Annotated in this window: 32 protein-coding genes and 3 pseudogenes; 17 read left to right on the plus strand and 18 right to left on the minus strand. The window is 65.8% G+C overall.

The window, feature by feature from the left end:
- Nucleotides 1-7 precede the first annotated feature (7 nt).
- From ACLJPX_RS09150 to ACLJPX_RS09180, 7 genes are read right to left on the minus strand one after another with little or no spacing between them, the layout of a single operon-like run.
- The gene (locus tag ACLJPX_RS09150; protein WP_410599672.1) at nt 8-280 is read right to left on the minus strand and encodes a GlsB/YeaQ/YmgE family stress response membrane protein; all 273 of its coding nucleotides are present in this window, start codon (nt 278-280) and stop codon (nt 8-10) included.
- 40 nt (nt 281-320) lie between these two features.
- Nucleotides 321-893: an alkaline shock response membrane anchor protein AmaP gene (locus ACLJPX_RS09155; RefSeq protein WP_410599673.1), complete on the minus strand. Its 573-nt coding sequence runs from the start codon at nt 891-893 to the stop codon at nt 321-323.
- Nucleotides 890-1417 carry a DUF6286 domain-containing protein gene (locus tag ACLJPX_RS09160; protein WP_410599674.1) on the minus strand — a complete coding sequence of 176 codons (528 nt, stop codon included), beginning with the start codon at nt 1415-1417 and terminating at the stop codon, nt 890-892. The genes ACLJPX_RS09155 and ACLJPX_RS09160 overlap by 4 nt, the downstream gene beginning before the upstream one ends.
- The gene (locus ACLJPX_RS09165) at nt 1414-1818 is read right to left on the minus strand and encodes an Asp23/Gls24 family envelope stress response protein (protein WP_410599675.1); all 405 of its coding nucleotides are present in this window, start codon (nt 1816-1818) and stop codon (nt 1414-1416) included. Before ACLJPX_RS09165 ends, ACLJPX_RS09160 begins: the two co-directional genes overlap by 4 nt.
- A gap of 5 nt (nt 1819-1823) precedes the next feature.
- On the minus strand, nt 1824-2000 hold the full coding sequence (locus ACLJPX_RS09170; protein WP_410599676.1) for a hypothetical protein: 177 nt from the start codon (nt 1998-2000) through the stop codon (nt 1824-1826).
- Nucleotides 1997-2329: a hypothetical protein gene (locus tag ACLJPX_RS09175; RefSeq protein WP_410599677.1), complete on the minus strand. Its 333-nt coding sequence runs from the start codon at nt 2327-2329 to the stop codon at nt 1997-1999. Before ACLJPX_RS09175 ends, ACLJPX_RS09170 begins: the two co-directional genes overlap by 4 nt.
- Nucleotides 2326-2796, minus strand: a complete 471-nt coding sequence (locus ACLJPX_RS09180) for an Asp23/Gls24 family envelope stress response protein (protein ID WP_410599678.1) — start codon at nt 2794-2796, stop codon at nt 2326-2328. The genes ACLJPX_RS09175 and ACLJPX_RS09180 overlap by 4 nt, the downstream gene beginning before the upstream one ends.
- A gap of 938 nt (nt 2797-3734) precedes the next feature.
- Between ACLJPX_RS09180 and ACLJPX_RS09185 the strand changes: the two genes are divergently transcribed.
- The 4 genes from ACLJPX_RS09185 to ACLJPX_RS09200 all read left to right on the plus strand — a co-directional run bounded on the left by ACLJPX_RS09185 (nt 3735) and on the right by ACLJPX_RS09200 (nt 6070).
- A complete protein-coding gene (locus ACLJPX_RS09185; protein ID WP_410599679.1) occupies nt 3735-3938 on the plus strand; it encodes a hypothetical protein in 204 nt (67 codons plus the stop codon).
- A 276-nt stretch (nt 3939-4214) separates the two neighbouring features.
- Nucleotides 4215-4457 (plus strand): hypothetical protein, encoded by a 243-nt coding sequence (locus ACLJPX_RS09190; protein WP_410599680.1) that lies wholly within the window; start codon nt 4215-4217, stop codon nt 4455-4457.
- Between the two features lie 718 nt (nt 4458-5175).
- Complete coding sequence (locus tag ACLJPX_RS09195; RefSeq protein WP_410599681.1) at nt 5176-5898, plus strand: DUF2637 domain-containing protein; 723 nt, start codon at nt 5176-5178, stop codon at nt 5896-5898.
- Nucleotides 5899-5902: 4 nt separating this feature from the next.
- Nucleotides 5903-6070 (plus strand): hypothetical protein, encoded by a 168-nt coding sequence (locus ACLJPX_RS09200; protein ID WP_410600051.1) that lies wholly within the window; start codon nt 5903-5905, stop codon nt 6068-6070.
- 6 nt (nt 6071-6076) lie between these two features.
- On the opposite strand, the gene ACLJPX_RS09205 is transcribed toward ACLJPX_RS09200, so the two are convergent.
- From ACLJPX_RS09205 to ACLJPX_RS09215, 3 genes are all read right to left on the minus strand, one after another.
- Entirely contained in the window at nt 6077-6505 is a 429-nt protein-coding gene (locus ACLJPX_RS09205; RefSeq protein WP_410599682.1) for a hypothetical protein, read from the minus strand.
- Nucleotides 6506-7030: 525 nt separating this feature from the next.
- Complete coding sequence (locus ACLJPX_RS09210) at nt 7031-8278, minus strand: exonuclease domain-containing protein (protein WP_410599683.1); 1248 nt, start codon at nt 8276-8278, stop codon at nt 7031-7033.
- Nucleotides 8275-8979 carry a DUF6218 family protein gene (locus ACLJPX_RS09215; protein ID WP_410599684.1) on the minus strand — a complete coding sequence of 235 codons (705 nt, stop codon included), beginning with the start codon at nt 8977-8979 and terminating at the stop codon, nt 8275-8277. Before ACLJPX_RS09215 ends, ACLJPX_RS09210 begins: the two co-directional genes overlap by 4 nt.
- Before the next feature lie 292 nt (nt 8980-9271).
- Here ACLJPX_RS09215 and ACLJPX_RS09220 point away from each other — a divergent pair, with 292 nt between their 5' ends.
- The 3 genes and pseudogenes from ACLJPX_RS09220 to ACLJPX_RS09230 all read left to right on the plus strand — a co-directional run.
- Nucleotides 9272-11278: a hypothetical protein gene (locus tag ACLJPX_RS09220; protein ID WP_410599685.1), complete on the plus strand. Its 2007-nt coding sequence runs from the start codon at nt 9272-9274 to the stop codon at nt 11276-11278.
- Between the two features lie 220 nt (nt 11279-11498).
- Nucleotides 11499-12203 carry an alpha/beta fold hydrolase gene (locus tag ACLJPX_RS09225; protein ID WP_410599686.1) on the plus strand — a complete coding sequence of 235 codons (705 nt, stop codon included), beginning with the start codon at nt 11499-11501 and terminating at the stop codon, nt 12201-12203.
- 160 nt (nt 12204-12363) lie between these two features.
- A pseudogene (locus tag ACLJPX_RS09230) lies at nt 12364-12462 on the plus strand (MerR family transcriptional regulator); the annotation flags it as partial.
- Here ACLJPX_RS09230 and ACLJPX_RS09235 read toward each other — a convergent pair.
- Nucleotides 12415-12567: a hypothetical protein gene (locus ACLJPX_RS09235; protein WP_410600052.1), complete on the minus strand. Its 153-nt coding sequence runs from the start codon at nt 12565-12567 to the stop codon at nt 12415-12417. The pseudogene ACLJPX_RS09230 and the gene ACLJPX_RS09235 sit on opposite strands and share 48 nt — an antisense overlap.
- A 103-nt stretch (nt 12568-12670) precedes the next feature.
- Here ACLJPX_RS09235 and ACLJPX_RS09240 point away from each other — a divergent pair, with 103 nt between their 5' ends.
- From ACLJPX_RS09240 to ACLJPX_RS09270, 7 genes are all read left to right on the plus strand, one after another.
- A complete protein-coding gene (locus ACLJPX_RS09240; RefSeq protein WP_410599687.1) occupies nt 12671-13615 on the plus strand; it encodes a PP2C family protein-serine/threonine phosphatase in 945 nt (314 codons plus the stop codon).
- 121 nt (nt 13616-13736) lie between these two features.
- Nucleotides 13737-14201, plus strand: a complete 465-nt coding sequence (locus ACLJPX_RS09245) for an ATP-binding protein (protein WP_410599688.1) — start codon at nt 13737-13739, stop codon at nt 14199-14201.
- 79 nt (nt 14202-14280) lie between these two features.
- A complete protein-coding gene (locus tag ACLJPX_RS09250) occupies nt 14281-14679 on the plus strand; it encodes an STAS domain-containing protein (protein ID WP_410599689.1) in 399 nt (132 codons plus the stop codon).
- An 85-nt stretch (nt 14680-14764) separates the two neighbouring features.
- On the plus strand, nt 14765-15151 hold the full coding sequence (locus ACLJPX_RS09255) for an STAS domain-containing protein (protein ID WP_410599690.1): 387 nt from the start codon (nt 14765-14767) through the stop codon (nt 15149-15151).
- Nucleotides 15152-15319: 168 nt separating this feature from the next.
- A complete protein-coding gene (locus ACLJPX_RS09260; RefSeq protein WP_410599691.1) occupies nt 15320-15691 on the plus strand; it encodes a hypothetical protein in 372 nt (123 codons plus the stop codon).
- 67 nt (nt 15692-15758) lie between these two features.
- Nucleotides 15759-16094 (plus strand): STAS domain-containing protein, encoded by a 336-nt coding sequence (locus ACLJPX_RS09265; protein ID WP_410599692.1) that lies wholly within the window; start codon nt 15759-15761, stop codon nt 16092-16094.
- Nucleotides 16091-17029: an anti-sigma factor RsbA family regulatory protein gene (locus ACLJPX_RS09270; RefSeq protein ID WP_410599693.1), complete on the plus strand. Its 939-nt coding sequence runs from the start codon at nt 16091-16093 to the stop codon at nt 17027-17029. Before ACLJPX_RS09265 ends, ACLJPX_RS09270 begins: the two co-directional genes overlap by 4 nt.
- Before the next feature lie 10 nt (nt 17030-17039).
- Here ACLJPX_RS09270 and ACLJPX_RS09275 read toward each other — a convergent pair whose 3' ends face one another.
- From ACLJPX_RS09275 to ACLJPX_RS09305, 7 genes and pseudogenes are all read right to left on the minus strand, one after another.
- Complete coding sequence (locus ACLJPX_RS09275; protein WP_410599694.1) at nt 17040-17612, minus strand: alkaline shock response membrane anchor protein AmaP; 573 nt, start codon at nt 17610-17612, stop codon at nt 17040-17042.
- Nucleotides 17609-18136 carry a DUF6286 domain-containing protein gene (locus ACLJPX_RS09280; RefSeq protein ID WP_410599695.1) on the minus strand — a complete coding sequence of 176 codons (528 nt, stop codon included), beginning with the start codon at nt 18134-18136 and terminating at the stop codon, nt 17609-17611. The genes ACLJPX_RS09275 and ACLJPX_RS09280 overlap by 4 nt, the downstream gene beginning before the upstream one ends.
- On the minus strand, nt 18133-18537 hold the full coding sequence (locus ACLJPX_RS09285; protein WP_410599696.1) for an Asp23/Gls24 family envelope stress response protein: 405 nt from the start codon (nt 18535-18537) through the stop codon (nt 18133-18135). Before ACLJPX_RS09285 ends, ACLJPX_RS09280 begins: the two co-directional genes overlap by 4 nt.
- Nucleotides 18538-18542: 5 nt before the next feature.
- Nucleotides 18543-18719: a hypothetical protein gene (locus ACLJPX_RS09290; RefSeq protein WP_410599697.1), complete on the minus strand. Its 177-nt coding sequence runs from the start codon at nt 18717-18719 to the stop codon at nt 18543-18545.
- A gap of 19 nt (nt 18720-18738) precedes the next feature.
- Nucleotides 18739-19056, minus strand: coding sequence for a hypothetical protein (locus ACLJPX_RS09295; RefSeq protein WP_410599698.1), 318 nt, complete (start codon nt 19054-19056; stop codon nt 18739-18741).
- Nucleotides 19053-19523, minus strand: a complete 471-nt coding sequence (locus tag ACLJPX_RS09300) for an Asp23/Gls24 family envelope stress response protein (protein ID WP_410599699.1) — start codon at nt 19521-19523, stop codon at nt 19053-19055. Before ACLJPX_RS09300 ends, ACLJPX_RS09295 begins: the two co-directional genes overlap by 4 nt.
- Nucleotides 19524-19663: 140 nt before the next feature.
- A pseudogene (locus ACLJPX_RS09305) lies at nt 19664-20274 on the minus strand (HSP18 transcriptional regulator).
- Between the two features lie 63 nt (nt 20275-20337).
- Between ACLJPX_RS09305 and ACLJPX_RS09310 the strand changes: the two are divergent.
- The 3 genes and pseudogenes from ACLJPX_RS09310 (at nt 20338) to ACLJPX_RS09320 (ending at nt 21779) form a co-directional block, all read left to right on the plus strand.
- Nucleotides 20338-20778 (plus strand): annotated as a pseudogene (locus tag ACLJPX_RS09310) (Hsp20/alpha crystallin family protein).
- A gap of 67 nt (nt 20779-20845) precedes the next feature.
- A complete protein-coding gene (locus ACLJPX_RS09315; RefSeq protein WP_410599700.1) occupies nt 20846-21217 on the plus strand; it encodes a DUF6292 family protein in 372 nt (123 codons plus the stop codon).
- Between the two features lie 76 nt (nt 21218-21293).
- Entirely contained in the window at nt 21294-21779 is a 486-nt protein-coding gene (locus ACLJPX_RS09320) for a hypothetical protein (RefSeq protein WP_410599701.1), read from the plus strand.
- Nucleotides 21780-21787 lie beyond the last annotated feature (8 nt).

A 21787-nucleotide genomic window follows, 5' to 3' on the forward strand; every position in this document is an offset into this window, starting at 1 on the left:
ACTTTGCTCACCCCCGCGGCTGGCTCTTGCGGCCGGTCACCTTGTTGTAGATGACCAGGACGATGATCGCGCCGATGACCGACCCGATCCATCCCGCCGGTTGGAAGCCACGGAAGCCGACGGTGAGCAGGCCGAACAGGAAGCCACCCACGACCGAGCCGACGACGCCCAGGACGATGGTCCGCAGCAGGCCGATGTCGTCCTTGCCCGGCACCAGTGCTCGCGCGATGAAACCGGCGATCAGTCCGAACAGGATCCAGCCCAGAATGGTCCAGAGCATTTCTTCACCTCATGATCGATCGTGGACAGGTGCTCGCGCCCTACCTCGCGCGAGCGCCCGTTTTGGTGGAAAAGCGGAACTCGACGGTCGCCGGCAGGGTGTCGAGATCGAGTGCACGACGCAGCCGAGGAAGGCCGTCGGTGTCGATCCGATGGCGGATGTCGGTGAGATCGCCGTCCTGCTCGGCGCTGATCACCAGCGCCACGGCCGGCGTGTCGCGGGTCCCGGCGAGTGTGGCGTGTGCGGCGTGGACGCCGGGATAGGTCGTCACCTCGGCGACGAACGGTTCGATCGCGGTGCTCGCGGCCAGCTCGGTGCGACCGGCGGCGGGGTCGGTCTCGAAGTGCCAGGTGTGAGTCTTGGGTTTGCGGGTCAGCTGTGCGATGAGCCATCGCAGCAAGAACAGGCCCAGCACGACGGCGGCCGCTGCGGTGACGTAGAGCGTCCAGGTAGGCGGCTGCGAGGTTCCGGCCACCAACGCGGATTCGGGGCGCAAGACGGTGACCGTGCCGAAATGGGTCAGCAGTGCGAAAGCGCCTGCCGCGATCAGAACGAGCCCGAACAAAGCGAGCACGGTGCGGTTGAGGCGTGCGGGGCGATTGAGGTCGGTCATGACGCGCTCCTGGCGGCACGAACCTTGACCTTGACGGCCGGGCGGAGGACGGGGTCGATCTGGTCGAGCCGGTGTTCGACCGCACCACGAACGGCGTCGGCGAGACCATCGGTGCTCGTCCGCCCGGTACTCACCCTCGCGGTGACAGTGCGGGGTTTGAGTTTCACCGTCGCGCCGGACACGCCGTCCACCGTGGAGGCCGCGGCGTGCAGGGTGGAGCGGTAGCTGCGACGCGAGGCACCGGAGTCCGGGTCGCCCCGCAGCGGCAGGACGGTGGGCTTGCCCGGCAGGATCGCCGCCGAGACCAGGATCGACCCGAGCAACACTGCGACGCCACCGGCGATGGCCGTCACGACGTCGCTCCAGCGCATGTCGTGCAGGGCACCGGCGACGGTGTCGTAGCGAATCCAGGGAGTTTCACCGAGAAGCATCTGGATCGCGATGACCGCGACGAGGGCGCAGGCGGCGAGCAGGACGATCGCGGTGAGGGTCGCGGGGATGCTGCGACGTGGGCGGCGTTTCACTGGACCCTCCTGGTCTCGGCGGTGGCGGTGTGCAGCGCGGTGACGGTGATGTCCACGTGCGACACGGTGAGCCCGGTGAGCTCTTCGACGCGGCGCATCAGATGTCGGCGGGCGTTCTCGGTGGTGCGAGACACTGACATCGGATAGCTGATGGAGATCCTCACGTCGAGGGTGGCGGTCCCGCCGTCGACCTTCGCGGTGACCTTGGCGCTGTTGTCGAGGTCTTCACCGCCCAAGGCGACACCGAGCACGCGGCTCGCGGCGCCGCCGACGCCATCGACCTCGGTCACCGCGTGAGCCGCGATCCGTTCCACGGTGCTGTCGGAAATGGTGAGGACGCCCCGGTCGCCGGAAGCGGCGGGAGCCGTCCTGGGCGCCGGGCTCGGCAGGGTGGCGGTCATGGAGATCAGCCCCTGTCACGGCCGGTGAGCTGCGACAAATCGAGCTTGCCGTCGACGACACGGCCGACCAGCAACCCGAGGGCGCCGAGGGCCAGGACGACCAGGAAGGCGCCGAACCCGCCGAAGGCGGCCGCGAGGCCGAGGGCGAGACCGGTGAGCAGACCGAGATGCGTGGAATTCACTGGTTCTCCTTGGCAAGGGCGATCGTGTCCGGATCCTCGGCCGTGGCACCGGCCGGAGAAGCGATGTCGCCGATCCGCACATGGACCGGGCGATCGACCGGCCCCACGGCGGTGCGGACGTCGTCACTGATTTCAACGGCGGTCGCCGGGTAGCGGCCGATGACCCCGATGGTGATCTCGTCGTCGCGGACGCGGACCCCCGGGATCCTGCGTCCGCGCAGGAGGGTGGCGATCTCGCCGAACCGGCCGCTGTGCAGACCCGCGATCCGGGGCCGGGCCTGCACAGCGGTGGCGATGCGGTCGGCGTCGATCTCGACGCCGAGGCTCACTGGACGCGGCCGGTGTCGGTCTTGGTGTCCTCGTCCTCGTCGTCACCGGGGATGTGCACGTCGGACACGTTGATGTTGACCTCGACCACCTCGAGCCCGGTGATCTGCTCGACCGCGCCGATGACGTTCCTGCGCACCGCACGCGACAGGTCGGCGATGGACACGCCGTACTCGACGAGAATCTGCAGGTCGACCGCGGCCTGCTTCTCGCCGACCTCGACCGACACCCCCTGGCTGGCCGACGCGGTGGCACCGGGGATGCGCTCACGGATCGCGCTGAACGCCCGGGCCGCGCCACCACCCAGGTCGTAGACCCCGGAGATCTCGCGGGTGGCCAAGCCCGCGACCTTCGCCACCACCGTGTCGGCGATGGTGGTCGCCCCCTTGCTCGACTCCAACGCGCCCGTGCCGGTCTTCTCGACTGCGCTCGACTGGCTGGGAGCCTTGGTAGCGGTCGAATTCGTCATGACGTCTCCTCGGATCGGTTCCTGTGGTCTCGCTGGAAGCTCTCGGTGTTCCATCCTCGCTTCCACACCACTAAGACCCCGCCTCGAGAAGATCGTCACGACCCCATCGTGTGACCCCCGTCCCGCCAGTCCAGGTGGTGCGATCCCGACTTCGAAGTACTGACATCGCGACGGCGAGAGGTTCAGCTCGCCGAAGCTGTGGACAGAGCGGAGCCGTGGTGCGTGTGCGCGGTGATCGCTTCGAGCCGGCCGCAGGTCCGTCGAGGGTGCCAAAAGATTCGGGGCGTCGTTCTTGGCGAGCGCCGTACTGAGCGTGGACGCCGTCGAGCTCCAGCCGGAAGTCGTACGGCCCCGGCCCCCACCGAATAGCCCGGCCCTTCAGCCATGGCAGTTGCACCTTGCCACTGCAACGAACCAGCGGTCCTCAACTTTTCGAATGAAAGTATCGAAATTACGCCGAACGAGATCGCCGGAACCCTCTTGGACCTCAACGCCTTACACTCGACAGGATTAATTTCTACAGTACTGTCACTTGCCTATGAAAAACTATTGACACCGGCGTTTCGATATCGGCTACCAGCTACTTGATTCCCCTTGCTCACACTGCATTGCTCGCCGGATTCCGGCCCCTTGGACGATCCACAGAGATCCTCCGCCGGCCGATCCCTTCGCGTTTTTGCCGCCCAGGGAGACACGGTGCCGTTCCCGGGGCCCAGCCCGACCGGTAACGAAAAATCACAGACGACACCCGACCGTCCTTGAATCAGCCCTGATCGGCCGGTTTTAGCGGCCATTCGGGTATCACGCAAACATGACCGAAATCGGTGTCACCATCCGAACTAACTAATCGCGGGTGATCATCCTGTCATTTCCCCGCACCTCGGCGAATACTCGATCATGACACCGACCGGTGCCGTAATATGAGGAAAGGGACACAGATGAGCAACTCGAAGCGTCGGGCCGCGCTGGCCGCCCTGCCCATCGCACTCGGACTGCTGGTTGCCGGCCCCACAGTGGGCATGGCCTCGGCCGCGCCGCAAGCAGAGACGAGCGATCAGGCGCGCTGCCTGCTGCTCTGTTTCGGCCACTATCACCATCATCACTACTATCACCACGGCTACCCGGGATACTGGCTGTATTGATAGCTCTGTACCGCGCCGGGGTGGGCTCCCGGCGCGGCGCTGTCACCGGCGAAGCGTCGGCCTCCAGCCTGCGGCTGCGCCGGATGATCGCGGGCGGGTTCACGTGCAGCGAATGCGGCCCAGCGCCGCCGATTTCACGAACCGGGTCGGCCGACCTGCTTGGCACCCCTCGCGCTACGACCACGACTTCCGCCATCTTCACCCGCACACAGCCTGTCACCCCCAGAGTCACTGGGACGACGAGGCAGGGCGAGAACGAGAAGAGGTGTCGGCCGGATGAAGGCTGAGAATGAGGTCCAGCTGCGCTGGGAGTCCCGGACAGTGCGACTCGACGACATCGACGGCACCCATACCGAGACGGTGATCTACCCCGGTATCGCGGTCGTCTACCACCGCGGCGGGCACGTCGCCGACGAGGTCTGGCTACCGGTCGGCGAAGAGGAACCGACCGTCGCCGACGACGAGCTGCTGATCACCGCGCTGCGCACAGCGTGGTGCTGGACCAGTCCAGCCGCCTGAACGAATAGTTCTCCGTCACGGGAGGCGGGCAGATCCGGAGAGATCCCCCGACGGGATCGCAGAGCCAGGCAGTGCGGTGTCCTCTCCTGCATCAGCACCGCCCGGCAGCCGGTGTCCGGCGTCCTAAGTGGACATCCACCATGTGCCGGGTGCGTGTTTGCGGCGGGAGACGTGTCAGTCGTCGCTGATCCCACGTTGAAGGCACCGTTGTTTCGTCACCGTTCCATTCTCTCGTGTCGCCCGCGCCCACCGAACCGAGGTGGACAGCTGCTGTTAATGAGACGGCCAGAAGCTGGCTGTTCAACACCCGGCCGTCAGCTTCCGGCAAGCCATGCAACGATTACAAGGCGAAGATCTTCAATCACCCGAACTCTGCGAAGGCCACGACGGGATACACGAAGTCACGTCTGGAATCACGCTCAGACCGATACGCCTCACACGAGAAAGCCCTCTACCTTTGTGAGGACGCCTTGCTCGACGCAGTCGCGAAGTTCTTCGGATAACAGTCGACGGCCTGGCCCTGGTCGACGCGCTCCCCTGCCTCGCGATGAACCTCGCCAAAGCTCCGACGCAGCGCGCCGGAGCTCTTGTGGGGTTCCTGTTGGTGCCCCCGGCGCGGTTCCAACAGCAACCCCACGAAACAAAATCAGCCCGTGAGCTGCGGATCTCTGCAACGACCGTGATCGAGCGACACCGTCGCAAGGCCCGGTGACCTCCCATGAGTAACCCAAACGGAGCAACCCCTTCCAGTCCGTGGCGTGATCCCGCTCTGGCCGTTCAGTGCTGCTGCACCGCACTGGTGGCAGTAGGAGCCGCCTACGCCTCCTACCGACACGGACGAGCCTTCGCACTCCACTTCGGCGCAGACCACACCACCGCGGCCATCTGGCCACTCATCGTCGACGGCCTCCTCATGATCGCCACCGTCGAACTCTGGAAACCTGCCGACGCTGACCGAACAAGAGGCCGCTGGACGGCGTGGCTCGCCTTCACCTTCGGCATCTCACTCTCACTCTGCGCCAACATTGGCTCCACAGCCGACCTCAGTATCTTCGGCGTCACCGTCGCCGCCTGCCCTCCCCTCGCCCTCCTGCTCGCCGTCGAACTACTCAACCGAGCACTCAAACGACACAGAACTGAGGCAACTGACCTTCACCAGGATCACGATGGCGAGCAGCCAACTCCATTGATCGATCACGCGGTTACGCAACCGGTCCCGGCAGCCAAACGCGAACTAGTCGCCGAACAGACCGCTGAAGAACGCATGCGGACTCACTACCTCGCCGAGCAAGCCAAGGGGCGTACACCCACCGGCGCCGACCTCGACAGGATCGCAGGCACCCACAATTACGGCCGCCGCGTCCTCAGAAAATGGCGCAAAGACGGCACACCCCCCAGCCCCACCCGGCAAGCACGTAAGAACGAGCATTCGCCGCAGTGACACAATGAGCAAACACCCGGCGCTACTCAACTCCGGACTCGGTCAGCTCGTGCGCGCTCAGCCTGCACCTACGCAGGCGCGCACCCTGGAGGAGGAATTCCACCAACGCGCGGTGCCCGGAGTGCAGTCGGCAGACGGGTTCGCCGAGGGCCGCCCGCCGACCCGCTGGTGACGCGCCCTAGCCATACGGAACGACGACGTGGGTCCGGTCGTCCTCGACCGTGACCTCACGCCGCCTCAGACCGAAGCGGGACCGCACCACTACGCGCTCGCTCAAGTCCAGCGCGACGAAGCCGTCGGGCTCCAGGACGGTGGTGTCGCTGGTCAGGGTGTACGCGACGTTCTGCCGCTCGTCCAGCGGCGACTGCTGTTCGACCTCCACCTGGTTCTCATTGATCTCAGCGAGAACGTAGAGGTGCATGTGCAGTTCCAGCCGGCCCGGCTCGGGAACGCTCCAGGTCAACCGTTCGAGCTCGTACGCGCCAGCCGAGTTCTCGAACAGCGACCAGCCACGACCGTCAGACAACAACACCAGCTCGGTCATCTCCATCGAGCCGTACTCGTACGGCTCACTCGACCAGAGTCCCACCAGTTCCGCCGGATTCACCGACCGAACCTAGCGCATGAAGTGAGCCGCCGTTCTGCTTTGCTCGTGCGCCGAGATCGCCTGTTTGAACAGCTACAGGACCTCGTCCAGGGCCGCGAGCGACATCGAAGGACATCGCCGGTCGACCTGAGTCAGGCCGTGGACCTTCCAGCAGGTCCGGCGTTCGCACGCTCGTTTCACCTCGGACCCCCTGCGTATGAGGCGAGACGACCTACGCCGTTTCAGGTACGGCAGAGTACTGTGAGCGGGAACCCTCGCGTAGTCGGGCGCCTCCTGCAGATCGATACTGATGGTAAGGAGCGCTTCGCGTGAGGCTTCGATATTGGCGAACCACATGGACACCGTGCGGAACTTGACACGAATCGATAAAGACAGCATGGCCTCACGGCTCGGCTTAGCGCGGACGGCAGGTCGCAGAAGTTCCGCTTCGCCACTCGATCACCTATCTCGGCCAGCCCGCCAGCCTGTACTGGGCTAGTGCCGGTTTGTGCATCGTCAACCGCGTCAGCTTCTACGCACGTGTTCCTACCTCAGAGCTTCAAGTGCGCGCAGGAATGCATCCTCGGTCACAACAGGAATTCCCAGTGCTCGCGCAACCTTCGCCTTGCCGGACAAAGAATCCGGGTCCGCTGCGGCGACGACCCTGGTTCGCTTGCTCACTGAGCTCACGACCTGCAGCCCCAGCGCCATCGCCTCTTCTTTAAGATCGTTGCGCTGGCGCCGCATAGAACCTGTCAGGACGATTCGGTCGCCAGGGCGCAGTACGAGCCCGCCGACGTTGACCTGCGCTGCCCGCGATTCCGGTCGTTCTAGCGGCGATGCTTGTTCCTGGCTCAGGACTCGATCAACTTCACTGGCTTCCAAGCCGAGCAGCGCAGCAACCACTTTCAGGTCTTGCCTCTCGTCTTCGGACACGACCCCGTCCGCCCAGGCAGCTCGTGCCAGGTCACGCAGGTAGTCATGATGAACGCCGATCACTTCCGCCTTGTGGAGGCCGAACTCGTGCGCGACCTCGACCAGCGCGTCAGCCTCCGAGACCGAGATCTGCCGGTCGAGCAATGCACCGTCCAGCACGGAGAGATAAGCGTCCTTTTCCGGTTCACCATCACGAGGCACACGGTCCACCAGCCGCGCGAGAAAGTGCGGCTCACTCCGTGCAAGCGATCGTCGGCGCACCGGCTTGGCCAAGTTTCGCCGCAACGCCGGCAGTTCCCACAGATCTGTGGCCGGTGACAGCGCCCGGGAGGCAACCAGCCTCGGTGCTTCTGCCAGCATGCGACCGAAAAGTCGGGCGGCGGCGACGGCGTCGCCGTGGGCGGTATGGAACCGCACGCCGTCCACACCAACCATCCTGCAGCACTCGACAAGCGACCGTTGAACACCAGGAAACACAGAGCCAGCCAAGCGCATTGTGCACAGGCCCCAGGACAGATATCGAGACACGTCCACACCTATACGCTGAAATTCAGCGTATAGGTGCATGGAGTCGAACTGGAGATTGTGTGCGACCACGATCCGACCCCGGAAGAGTTCGAGGAGGTCTCCTGCGAACTGCTCGAACCTCGGAGCCTGTCGCACCTCGGCGGCACGGATCCCGTGAATGGCCTGCGGTCCGAGGTCACGATCCGGGTTCACCAGCGTTGACCATTCGTTGGTGATCGAACCAGCGTGGTCGACGTGGACGACCGCGAACTCGGCCACACGGTGATGAAAGCCGGGCAGAATCCCCGTCGTTTCGGTATCGACGACGGCATATCCGAGCGGTGCAGTCATAACGGAAGCCGAGTGGTAAGTCCGGACTTCACCGCTGCAAGCCAAGAAGGTGGCAACGGATCGGCCTCGCCATGGATCTCTCGCACATACCGTCGCCGTTTGACACCCTCCGTCTCCGACCAGTGACGAACAAGCCAGCGCAACACCTGAACCACCCTTAACGCACCCGAGCCGACAAGCGTCTTCCCTGCTACGACATCGACCTTCGACAGCGCACACAAGTCAGCGAAGTCATCGAGCCGCTCCGCGTCGAAATCACGGCTCCAAGCCAGGTCGGCAACGTTCTTCAGCTCATTTTTTGCCACCGAGACAGTCTTTTCATAGGCGTCGCGGCGTCCCACGATGTCGGCGAAGCACTCAAGCGGCGAGAAGACCTGCGTCGTCCACCACTTCTCCGCTTCGATCCCCGCAGCCTTCGTGATGCGCTCGAGGACATCGTCCAACTCGTTTAGGACCACTGCAGTGATCGCCCGACGCTCCAGCAGAACGAGAAGGCGACGAGCCGCCTCGGTCGACGTGAAAAGCAGGTCGAGTGAATAGATCCACGCCCCCACTGGCATCCCTTGCGGGTTCACGTGCCAAACCGCGAGAGACTCCTGCCCCTGTTCCCCAGGCCCGACCACGACCACGGCACTTGCCGGAGCCGCCAGCGCAGCCCCGATCTCCGCGTCTATGGCTTCCAACTCATCGATATCGCTCACGCGGTACCCACCCTCGCGAAATTCTTCCGAACGACTCGTCAAGTCGCCGCAGACCACAATGTGTTACACGCTGCCACTCAGCCGAGACACAGCCGATACGTCTACCCGCCAGGCCCGGACCGCGCGTCGGTCAGCCTGATCTCACGGGAACGCGGCTCCAGAAATTCAGCCCCGTAGGTTTGTGCCCCTGACGAGGAGCTGGCAGGGATGTAGCTAGCAAGCTTTCGGTCTCGAACCGATCACTGTTCGGTTCAGGCGTTACGCGGGCTCCTGAAGGTAGCGACTACTCCATATGGCCACTCCCGTCGTATTCAACGCGCCCGGCAAGTTGCTCGAAGCCGCACGCAACGGGACCGAGTTCCGTGTGAGCACGCTCGGCACCGAGTCGCTGCGTGTCAGCCAGAAGCCGGAACATCAACTCCCCGCGGGCGCGATTCGTGAGGCATTGCTCTCCGGTGACCAAGGGCTCGATCCACGAGGTATCCGAGTAGTAGGTGCCCGCATCACGGGAAGACTGGATCTTCGGCACGTTCACCCCGACATCGGGCTGGCCCTGGTCGGCTGCGCGTTCGACGACGAGCTGACGATCGAGGAGGCGCACCTTCCTTGGCTGGCCTTGACCGGCTCCTCTATGCCGAGGCTCGCTGCGAACGGGCTCGAAGTCGACGGCAAGGTCGACCTCGATGCCGGATTCACCGTCGTCACGACCGATGGCCACGCAGTCAAGCTGATCGCGGCTCATATCCACGGCAAGCTGAACCTTTCGGGAGCGCGTCTCATCAGCAAGTCCGGATCGGGGCTGGCCGCCGACCGGCTCCGTGTCGACGGTTCCCTCTGTCTCAAGGATCAGTTCTACGCAAGCGGAGCCGGCCAGGAGGGAACCTTGAGTCTCGCTGAAGCCCACATCGGCGGACAACTGATACTCACCCAAGCCGAACTCGTGAACGATTCAGGGCCGGCCTTCATTGGCGAGCAGCTCACGGTCGACGGCGCGGTCTTCATGTCCGAACCGTTCAAAGCGGTCGGTCACGGTTCGGATGGCACTATCCGCCTACGCTCGGCGACCCTCGGCAACGGACTGGTGCTCGACGGCGCGCGGCTCACCAATGACTCCGGGCCGGCGTTCTCGGCCGACGGGATCCGAATAGCGGCAGATCTGTCTATGAAGAACGGTCTCCAGGTCTCCGGCTACGGAGAACGCGGGGCAGTCCGTATGACGGGTGCTCGGATCGCCGGGGAACTGGACGCGTCCAGCGCACAGATAAGCAACAGCACCGGGCCCGCCATCTCGGCTCGCGACCTTCAGGTCAGTGAGTCGATCTATCTGTGCGAAGGCTTTACAGCCCGAGGAGAAGGCCAGTACGGAGCGGTGCGCCTGACCGGAGCGGACATCGGCGCCCAGTTCGTCGGCAACGCAGCTCGGATAGCCAACGCATCAGGCCCCGCTCTCGCCGCCGACCGGCTACATGTGCACAACGACATCGACTTCAGCACAGACGTCCGGCTGACCGGTTCGGTCGTCCTCGCCGGCGCTGTGATCGAGGGAGAACTCGACCTCACCGGAATCGAACTCCTCGACAAGAACGGCCGAATCCTCGACCTCACCGCCACCAAAACGAGAGAGTTCGCCCTGTCCCCAGCCAAGATCTGCTCCGACGACAGGGAACACGCGGCCTCAACCGCCGAAGTCAACGTCGCCGGCTTGACCTACGCGTTCTTCCCAGGCGTGGACTACGCTCGCTGGCGGCATCTTCTGCGTCACCACACCCCTGAATACAGCCCGCAGCCCTATCAGCAGCTCGCTCTCCTGCTCAAGTCGTACGGACACGACAACGAAGCCCGCACGGTTCTCCGCGCCCAGCAGGACGACCTCCGTGCCCGCGGTGATCTCGGCGGCTGGTTCACCCGCGGTATTCATTGGCTCTGGGGAAAATTCGCCGGATACGGCTACCGCATCCGCAGAGTCGCCGCCGCACTGGGCTGCGCCCTGATACTCGCCTCACTCCTCGGAATCATCGCCGGAAGTGTCACCGGAGACAACGGACGGCGCGTCGCGGCACCGGTCTCCGCAACCACTCCGGCAGGAACCACATGCTCGCTCATCGAGCGTGTCGGACTTGGTCTCGACCGAGGCCTCCCGCTGGCGACAACCGGAATCCGCAGCCGATGTGACCTGGACACCTACTCCTCAACAGGGCAACTCTTCACCGCAGGACTGTGGCTGATCCAACTCGCCGTCTGGGCGCTGGCGACCCTGGCGATAGCCGGCTACACCGGTCTCATCCGCCGGCTCTCATAGCCGCTCCCTGCCCAGGCATCAGACCAGTCCAAAGCCCTTCACGTCGGGCTCCCTGTCCGTAACGGCATCCCTATGTCGGCATCGCGGTTCGCCGCCCACGTTGCGCTGCATTGCGTAGGCGTCGCATCAGAGGTGGCCCGGCGTGGCCGCGAACCTCGACTGAAGCGATTTGGCGGATCAACCTTGAGGTTGTCCTAAGGTCAAGGTGGACGCTGATCGCATGACGCGTTCAACCATCCCGCCGTGGACCGGCATGGTGCCTGTCGATGATGCGGCACTCGCGGTCACCGATACCTGCGGCCCTGCGCGGCCGATCGTCTATCTCAACGGTGCCTACGCCGCCCAGCGGTCCTGGCGACACGTGATCGCGGAGCTCGGAACCGAGTGGAGGCACGTCACCTATGACGGACGTGCCCGTGGCGCGTCGACACGGTCGGCGGACTATTCCTTCGAGGGTGCCCTTCGCGACGTCGACGCGGTTGTCGGGGTGACCGGTGTCGATCGTCCGCTGTTGGTCGGCTGGTCCTATGGTGCGGCGCTCGCGGTGCACTGGGCCGTTCGCAATCCGGACCGCGTCGCGGGCGTGGTCGTGGTCGACGGCGCGGTTCCGTGGGGACTGACCGGCGAGGAGAACCGGGAGCGCATCCGGCGGGCGTTTCGCCGGATGCGGCTCTTCCTGCCGCTCGGACGCCCGCTGGGCCTGACCGCCGCCATGTCCGCCGACGAGCACGCCGAGGTCGGCATCGAGATCAACGAGATCTGCGCTGCCATCGAGCCGACGCTGGACCGGCTGACCTGCCCCGTGCGTTACGTTTTCGCCACGGGTGCGAACCTCGGCGGAGAACAGGAGGAATGGAGCAGATGCGCGCTTCACTGGATCCGGTACTCCGCCGGAAGCCGAACCTGCGGGTCAGCGCGAAGGTAGCGAGCAATCACACGCAGATCGTGCGGAAGGACTTCCGGGCCATAGCCGTCGCGGTGCGTGAGACCGCCGCCGCACAGGATCGGGAGGCCCGCTGAGCGGCCTGGCCGCCGGACTGACCATCGGTCAGGCGGCCGCGTTCGCCGACATCACAATCAAAACCGTGCGGCATTATCACAAGCTCAGACTGGTCGGCGAACCAGCACGCGACAGTTCAGGTTATCGACGCTACGGATCGGACGACCTGCTGCGGCTGGTGCAGGTCCGGACGCTGGCCGCCGCCGGTGTACCACTGGCCGAGATCGGCCCCTTGCTCGACGCCGACGCCGCGTCGTTCGCCACCACCCTCGCCGCCGTCGAGCGACACCTCACCGAGCGGATCGACGAGTTGGCGGCGCGGCGCACTGCGCCGGCTTGCCTCTGGCGACCGAGCCTTACTTCCCGACCGCGCCACGGCACTGTTGGAAGGAATGCCCAGCCTCGGCTTCACCCCCGACGACGTGGCCACCGCCCGAGGGGCCTTCGTACTGGCGAAGGCTCTGGTCCCAGAAGGCTTCGACGACTACCTCACCCATGTCGAGCACGCCCTCCAAGACCCCCGGTTCGTCGACCTGACCAAGCGCACTGCCGAAGTAACGGGCGGGGAGCCCGATGACCACCGCGTTGCCGAACTGGCTACTGACCTGGCAGACCACTACCTCGCCAATCCCTCGCACCTCAAGATCGTGACCGGTCCGCTACGCCCGCCGCCCCCTCAGGTCGCCGGATTCGATCTGGCGGTGCATTACGCGCCCAGCGAACCGGATTCCCCGACCGGCGGCGATCTTTACGATTGGTTCGTCCTGCCGGATGGCACCGTCCACGTCACCCTCGTCGATGCAGTCGGCCACGGCGTCACCTCGACCCGTAACGCCTTGACCGTCACGCATGCGATCCGCACTCTCGCCTTGGAAGGCCACGCGTTCCAGGATTTGATCGGACGAGCCGCCGTCGCGCTGGCGACGATCGAATCGAGCCTTGTCGCGACGGTACTGCTGGCCCGGCTCGACCCGGCCACCGGTGACGTCGTCCTGGCCAACGGCAGCCATCCCCGACCGGTCCTCGCCACGACCGCGGGCGACACCGAACTCCTCATCCCACCGTTGGTCGGGCGAGGCGTCGGCTTCCCCGATCCAGGCAGCCACAGCCTGGTCCACCGAACGCTCGCCCCCGGCGATCTTCTGGTCCTCTACACCGACGGGCTGATCGAAAGCCGCAAAGACTACGTCGAGGGCGAAACCCGGCTTCTGGGCGCGGTCGGCCGTAGCGCCGGATTGCCCACCGCGGCGATCCCTGGCGTCCTCGCCACCCAGATGCACGACGTTGTCCTCCACGCCGACGACACCGTCGTGATCGCCATCCGAGCCGCCCGGTAGCTCCGAAAGAGACCGAGCGACGAAGTGCCGAACTGGACGTTTGCCTCTGTCCTCAGTGGGTACCCCACTCGCAGTGCGCGATGTGTCCGGTCGTCGCCTACGACGAGGGCAGGTGGGACGGATGTCAGCACAGCCAAGGATTTCCGCGCGCGAGGAACAAGGCTCGAGCCGCCTGACCTACGACCTGGCCACGACGGCGAACGGGGTAGTACGCCTCGAAGTCCGTCGCCTGTTGAGCAGGTACAGCGGTCTCATCGTCGATGACGCGGTACTGGTAACCGACGAACTGGTCAGCAACGCCAACCGGCACGGCCACGGCCCACGAACCTGCCATCTGGAACTGACGGACGACGAAAATCTGCTCATCGAGGTGAATGACGCTTCTCCGGACCAGCCACGAATCCGTTCCCCGCACGCGGGCGGCGGGCGAGGTCTGGTCCTGGTCGACCGGCTCGCTTCGGCCTGGGGTGTACGTAACTTCGCCGATCACAAGACCGTCTGGGCACAACTCGCCCTGGACCGCGACGGAAGCAGCGGCCGGACACGGCATCTCACCACGGCCGAGGACTGGCATGTGCGGGACTGACCGGCGCCACGAGACCAGGCGCCGGACCTCGACCCGCGGGGCACACCCTGCTCTCGCCTGGCCGGAAGCGTCAGGAACCATGGACCAACCATCGCCGGTCGAGCAGCCAGTCGGCATGACGGTGGTCAGCGGCGTCCAGAACGGACACGCCATGGTCACCGTGACCGGCGAAATCGACACGGACACCGCCTCCGAACTCCAAACAGCGATCATCACCGCGATCAACGACCCGCGCAGCCAGGGCTGCATCGTGGACCTGACCGGAGTCGCCTTTCTCGATTCCGCCGGTCTCGTCGCACTCATGGCAGCTCACACCCAGGCTGAGGTACGCCGACAGCCCCTGCGCATCGTCGTGGACTCCAACAGCCCTGTCATCCGCCCCATCGAAATCACCGGACTCGACATCGTTCTCCGCCTCTACCACACCATCGACGAGGCACTGCACACCACGAACCGGCCGTCGGATCGCATCGCCTGAACTTCCGAGCTCGGACCCGGCACAGCGACCGTTGACGCCGTGCGCCTGGGCGGCGGATTTCCTCCAACCCCGGGAGTATTGAGTCGTGACAGAACCAGAGTCGGCTAACGATATGACCACTGGCCGCCGAGCTAAACCTTCGGCAGGTGTCGTCTCACTGGACAGCTCCGGCGAGACAGCCGTGTTGAGTGTGTCCGGGGCCTTGGATCTCACACTGGCGCCCCAGCTCAGATCGTTGGTCGAGCGAGCCTTCCGGCTCAGACCCCGTGTCCTGATCATCGACCTGACCGCGGTGGAATTTCTGGCCTCGGTCGGTATGGCGGAGCTGATCTGGGCGGAACGGCTGTGTACCGGCACGACCCAGGTGCGCATCGTGGCAGACAGCCGAAATGTCGTGCGGCCCTTGCAGTTGACCGGCTTGACCGGTGAGCTGATGCTGTACCCATCGCGGGCCGCGGCGCTGGAAGGCTGATCCCCGACCCCGCCCGCGCCGCTTCACGAGCGAACGCGACCACGGGCCGTTACGGCTTACAGCCCGAGCGAACTGCCAGGTCACTCGCTTGTGTGACGTTCTCCCCCAGGTGACGAATTTCGTGAAGAGCGGCGTTAGATTCGGCTCTGGCGGAAGGAGAACCACGGGATGGACACCGAGTCAACTCCCTCCGACGAAGGTGGCCACACCACCCGCCAGTTGAAGACAGGAGATTGGGTCATCACTCCCGATGGCGGCCGCCGCGCAATGGTGCGCCGCGTCTATCCCGGCGGAGTCCTCGGAGATGATCCCGGCAAGTCCACGGTGCACTTCGAACCCAGCTCAGTGCAAGCGATGAACGGCCACGTCCTGCCGTGCCCGCGCACATGGCTGACGTGTGACGACGACGCTGGCTGGCACGTCGAGCACCGTGACTGGTGGCAACAGCAGCCCGAGAACATCGATTCCCTCCAACGCCCCCGCCGGCGGCGAGACCCGCTGACGCGCTGGACGGCCGGCATACCTGATCACCGTCGGTAGTGCCGGATCCAGTATGAGCGTTGAGTCCTCGCCTTAGGGCTGTGGCCTACCGGCGTACGCTGAGTCTGTGAGTTCGTCGCACACCACCCAGCTGCGTGTGGTCCGGTTGCCCGGCCAGGGAGGATTGCAGATGATCGGCGAGGTGGACCTGAGCACCCGCGAGGTCTGGCGCACCGCACTCGAACCGGTGGCCGTCAACACCGTCCCCGGCAGGCTCGACCTGGCCCGGCTGTCGTTCATCGATACTCACGGCACGACCATGCTGCTCGACGCGGCCCAACGCCGTCCCGATCCGACGCCTCTCACGCTCACCCGGCCCCCGACGATCCTGCTCAGGGTGCTGCCGCTGCTGTGTCCGGCAGAGCGGGCGAAGATCGTGATAGACGAGCGGGGTACGTCATGAGCGCGGTCGCCGACGCACCCGACGCCGAATGTTTCGTTCACCCCGCCCTGTTCTACCGGGGAGCCGAGGAGTACCTGGCCGGTACTGTCCCCTTCGTCCTGGCCGGGCTTGCCGCTGAGGAACCTGTCGCCGTGGCGGTGCCGGAAGACAACCTCGTCTTGCTACGGGCCGAACTAGGTCCTGACGCCGAACGAGTGCGTTTGCTGGACATGGGCATCGCCGGTCGCAACCCCGGCCGGATCATCCCTGGTGTCCTGCGCGCGTTCGCCGATGCCTATGCCGGGCAGCGTGTCCGCATCATCGGCGAACCGATCTGGCCGAGTCGCACCGACCAGGAGTATCCCGCCTGCGTACAACACGAGGCCCTGATCAATCTCGCTTTCGCCGGCCGCGATCTCACCATCCTCTGCCCCTACGACATAGAGAACCTGGCTCCGGCTGCGCTGGCAGACGCCGAAGCGACCCATCCGCTTCTCATCGACGGAACAGGCCGACGGATCAGCACGGCCTATGACCCCGAGCAGGTCATCACCGACTACAACCGGCCGCTGCCCAGGCCACTCGACGCCACCGAACTCGCCGTTGATGCCACCAGCCTCGCCCAGGCACGGGCACTCGCGCGCACCCATGCTGACCGTGCCGGCCTGTCTGATGACCAGGCGGCCGACATGCAACTGGTCGTCACCGAGCTGATCACCAACAGCGTCGACCACGGCGGCGGGTCCGGCCGCTTACGGATCTGGACGACCGACCGGCATCTCGTCTGCGAGGTCCACGACCACGGCACCCTGACCGACCCCTTGGCCGGACGACACCCGGCCACGCCCGGCCAGCCGCGCAACCGCGGCCTGCTTCTGGTCAACCACATGGCCGACCTCGTACGCCTCCACACGGATGTCCACGGCACGACCATGCGCGTTCATTTCGAGTTGTGAGCGGAGTGGCCTACAGCGCGCGGGCGCCTGTCTTGGTGGAGAAGCGGAACTCGACGGTCACCGGCAGAGTGTCGAGGTCGAGCGCTTGACGTAGCCGCGGCAAGCCGTCGGTGTCGATCCGGCGCCGGATCTCGGTGATGTCGCCGTCCTGTTCGGCACTGATCACCAACGCGACGGCCGGTGCGTCGCGGGTCCCCGCGAGCGTCGCGTGCGCGGTGTGGACGCCGGGATAGTCCTTCACCTCGGTGGTGAACGGCTCCACCGCGGTGCTCGCGGCCAGCTCCGTGCGGCCGAGGTCCGGATCGGTCTCGAAGCGCCAGGTGTGGGTCTTGGGTTTACGGGTCAGCTGCGCGACGAGCCAGCGCAGCACGAGCAGGCCCAGCACCACCGCGACCGCGGCGGTGACATAGAGCACCCAGGTGGGTGGCTGTCCGGTCCCGGGTACCAGCGCGGATTCCGGTTTCAGGACGCTGAGCGTGCCGAAATGGGTCAGCAGGGTGAAGGCGCCTGCCGCGATCAGAACGAGGCCGAAGAGGGCGAGCACGGTGCGATTGAGGCGGGAAGGCCGGTTGAGACTGGTCATGACGCGCTCCTGGCGGCACGGACCCTGACCTTGACGGTCGGGCGGAGGGCGGGGTCGATCTGGTCGAGCCGGTGCGCGATCGCGCCGCGAACGGCATCCGCGAGCCCCTCGGTGGTCGTCCGTCCGGTACTCACCGTCGCGGAGACCGTGCGGGACTTGAGTTTCACCGTCGCATCGGACACACCGTCCACTGTGGAGGCAGCGGCGCGCAGGGTGGAGCGGTAGCTTCGTCGCGAGGCCCCGGAGTCCAGGTCACCCCGCAGCGGCAGGACGGTGGGCTTGCCCGGCAGGATCGCCGCCAAGACCAGGACCAGCCCGAGCAGAACCGCGACGGCGCCGGCGATGGCCGGTACGACATCGCTCCAGCGCGTGTCGTGCAAAGCACCGGCGACCGTGTCGTAACGAATCCAGGGACGTTCACCGAGGAGCATCTGGATCGCGACGACCGCGACGAGGGAGCAGGCCGCGAGCAGGACGACCCCGGTGAGGGTCGCGGGCATACTACGGCGTGGGCGGCGTTTCACCGGACCCTCCTGGTCTCGGCGGTGGCGGTGTGCAGGGCGGTCACGGTGATGTCCACACGCGACACGGTGAGACCGGTGAACTCTTCGACGCGGCGCATCAGATGCCGGCGGGCGTTCTCCGTGGTGCGAGAGACCGACATCGGATAGCTGATGGAGATCCGGACGTCGAGGGCGGCCGTGTCACCGGTGACCTTCGCGGTGACCTTGGCGCTGTTGTCGAGATCTTCCCCGCCGACGGCGACACCGAGCACGCGGCTCGCGGCGCCGCCGACGCCGTCGACCTCCGTCACCGCGTGAGCAGCGATCCGCTCCACGGTGCTGTCGGAGATGGTAAGGACGCCTCGGTCCTCGGTTCCGGCTGGAGCCGTTGTGGGTGCGGGGCCCGGCAGAGTGGCGGTCATGGCGGTCAGCCCCTGTCGCGGCCGGTGAGCTGCGACAAATCGAGCTTGCCGTCGAGGACGCGGCCGACCAGCAACCCGAGGGCGCCGAGGACCAGGACGACGAAGAACGCGCCGAACCCGCCGAAGGCGGCCGCGAGCCCGAGGGCGAGACCGGTGAGCAGACCGAGATGCGTGGAATTCATGGGTTCTCCTTGGCGTGGATCAGGAATGAGACGCGTCAGGCACCGTCTCCGGTTCGTCGGCCGGAGAGGCGATGTCGCCGATCCGCACATGCACCGGGCGATCGATCGGCCCCACCGCGCCGCGGACGTCGTCACTGATCTCGACGGCGGTCGCCGGGTAGCGGCCGGTGACCCCGATGGTGATCTCGTCGTCGCGGACGCGGACCCCCGGGATCCTGCGTCCGCGCAGGAGGGTGGCGATCTCGCCGAACCGGCCGCTGTGCAGACCCGCGATGTGGGGCCGGGCCTGCACAGCGGTGGCGATGCGGTCGGCGTCGATCTCGACGCCGGGGCTCACTGGACGCGGCCGGTGTCGGTCTTGGTGTCCTCGTCCTCGTCGTCACCGGGGATGTGCACGTCGGACACGTTGATGTTGACCTCGACCACCTCGAGCCCGGTGATCTGCTCGACCGCGCCGATGACGTTCTTCCGGATCGCGCGCGACAGGTCGGCGATGGACACGCCGTATTCGACGAGGATCTGCAGGTCGACCGCGGCTTGTTTCTCGCCGACCTCGACCGACACGCCCTGACTCGCCGAGGCCGTGGCGCCGGGGATCCGTTCACGGATCGCGCTGAAGGCACGGGCGGCGCCATTACCGAGGTCGTACACACCGGAAATCTCACGAGTGGCCAGACCGGCGACCTTCGCCACGACCGTGTCGGCGATCGTGGTGGAGCCCTTGCTCGACTCCAGCGCGCCGGTGCCGGTCTTCGCGACCTCGGTCGACTGGCGCGGTGCCTGGGTGGCAGTCGAATTCGTCATCACTTCTCCTCGGGTCGATTCCTGTGGCTCAGTGGAAGTTCTCGGAGTTCCATCCTTACTTCCACACCACTAAGACCCCGTCCCGAGAAGATCGTCACGACCCCATCGTGTGACACCCGTCCCTCCCATCCGGGGCAAGATCAGGTAGTGCGCTCGCGACGGTGATCGGCGGCGTCCCGCCGAACCTGATCGGCCTGCGTGCCGATCTCCCCAAGCCGTTCGGCGAAACCGGTGTGCTCGCGGGGAAGGTGGGCGCGCAGGTCGGCAAGTGGCGCCAGCAAACCGGTCACGTCGTTCTCGCCCAGCGCCGTGCCGAGTCTGTCGGCGCTTTCCTTCGCCCGGTGTCCAATCCATCCAGCGCCTCGACCTGCCCGGCCAACTGCCGCAGGATCGCCGAATTGCGCCGGGCCCAGTCCGCCACGGCGCGATCGCCCGCTCGCCGCTCGCGTTCCGCGTCGACCCGCGCCTCCCCCGTGTTCTCCCCGGTGACGGACGGCCGCAACCGCAGGAACCGCCGCTCCGCCGCCTGACGGCTCGCGACTCCCAGTGCCGGAGCGAGCGAAGTCCAGCTGGTCCCGCCCGCCCGCGCCGCGGCGATCAACTCCGGCTCCCACGCGGCCAGTTCTTCGCGCACCGTCTTCAGCGCGGCCAAAGCCGTCAAAGACCGGTCCGGTTCGACAGCGCCGGACCGGGCCTCGGCCACGACGTCATGCACCGCCCGGATCGTCCGCGCGGGATCCACATCCCTCATTGTCATCCTATAGACGACTCAAAAGCTGTCATCATTCCGATGACATGTTGGAGGCGGAACCCGATGTTGATGCGCACTGACCCGTTCCGCGAGCTGGACCGCCTTGCCCAGCAGACGTTCGGCACCGCAAACCCGGGAACCTGGGTCCAAGCCGGCCACGACGCCGATGGACGCCTATCGCGACAGTGACGAGTTCGTCGTCAGCTTCGACCTTCCCGGCGTCGCCGCCGACGCGATCGAACTGGACATCGAACGCAATGTCCTGACGGTCAGGGCGGAGCGGCGGCCGGTCCCCGGCAAAGACGTCCAGGCGCAGGTTTCCGAACGCCCGCTGGGCGTCTTCTCTCGTCAGCTGTTCCTCGGCGACGCCCTCGACACGGACAAGATCGCGGCCGGCTACGAAGCAGGGGGCTGACGCTGCGCATCCCGGTCGCCGAAAAGGCCAAACCACGGCGCATCGAGATCACCGGCACCGAGTCCGACCGTAGGGAGATCCAGGCCTGAGAGTCTCGCCTGGTGCGGGGTCCGTGGACCCCGCACCAGGCGAGACCGGGGAAGAAGGGAATCCTCGTTGACCGCGACCCTCGTTCTGCCTGCCCGCCAGCCCCTCCACGAGGTATGGGGCTACCTCGCCGAAGTCACCGCCGCCCTGAGAATCGGCCTCGAATCCTGCACCGTCGACCACGACAGGCCGGTCTCGGCCTACGTCGCCCTCGACGAACGGCTCCCCCACTACCCCGGGAGTGACGTCGCCCTGCTGTGGGACGAAATCCACGGCTGGGCCGCTGCGATCGAGAACCACTGCAGCGAGGACCTCACCGTCCTCCGATATCTCGGCGGGAACACCGCCACCCCGGCACCCGCTCAGGTCGCGCGCTTCATCGCCGCCCTGCACGAGAACGACGATGGCGTCGGACAGCTCGCCCCGCCGTCGCTGCCATGACGCCCGGGCCGGTATGAGGGGCGCTTTGCGACGATCATGACCAGCTCGGCAAGCGCACCGTTTACGATGATCTCTCGTGTCAACGGCAGCGCTTGAAAACTCATCGGGAACGCCTGACCCCTGGTCGACGGTGACAACGCAGCGCGTGGTCCTGGCTGTCGTGCACAACGTGACGGCAGCCACCCGACTTCTCGACACCCTCACTCTCCTTGCACCGGACCCACGGATTCAAGTGGTGTTCACCAGAACAGGGTCGTCTGCCTTCAATGAGGACACCGCGGAGTTTCTGTCCGAGCACGGCGTGAGGGAGATCTCATGGGACGAGGCCATGAGCAAGAGATTCGACCTTGCCATCTCGGCGAGCCACGGCGGTGATCTCCATCGAATCGACGCACCCTTGGTCGTTGTCCCCCATGGAATGGGATACAATAAATATTTGGAAACCGGAAACCGGAAACCGGAAACCGGAAACCGGAAACCGGAAACCGGAAACCGGAAACCGGAAACCGGAAACCGGTCTTCGGACTGTCGCCTGATTGGCTTATTCACGAAGGGCGCGTAGTTCCTTCG

It is taken from the genome of Amycolatopsis sp. lyj-90 (genome assembly GCF_046549035.1).
In the GTDB taxonomy this organism is placed as follows: domain Bacteria; phylum Actinomycetota; class Actinomycetes; order Mycobacteriales; family Pseudonocardiaceae; genus Amycolatopsis.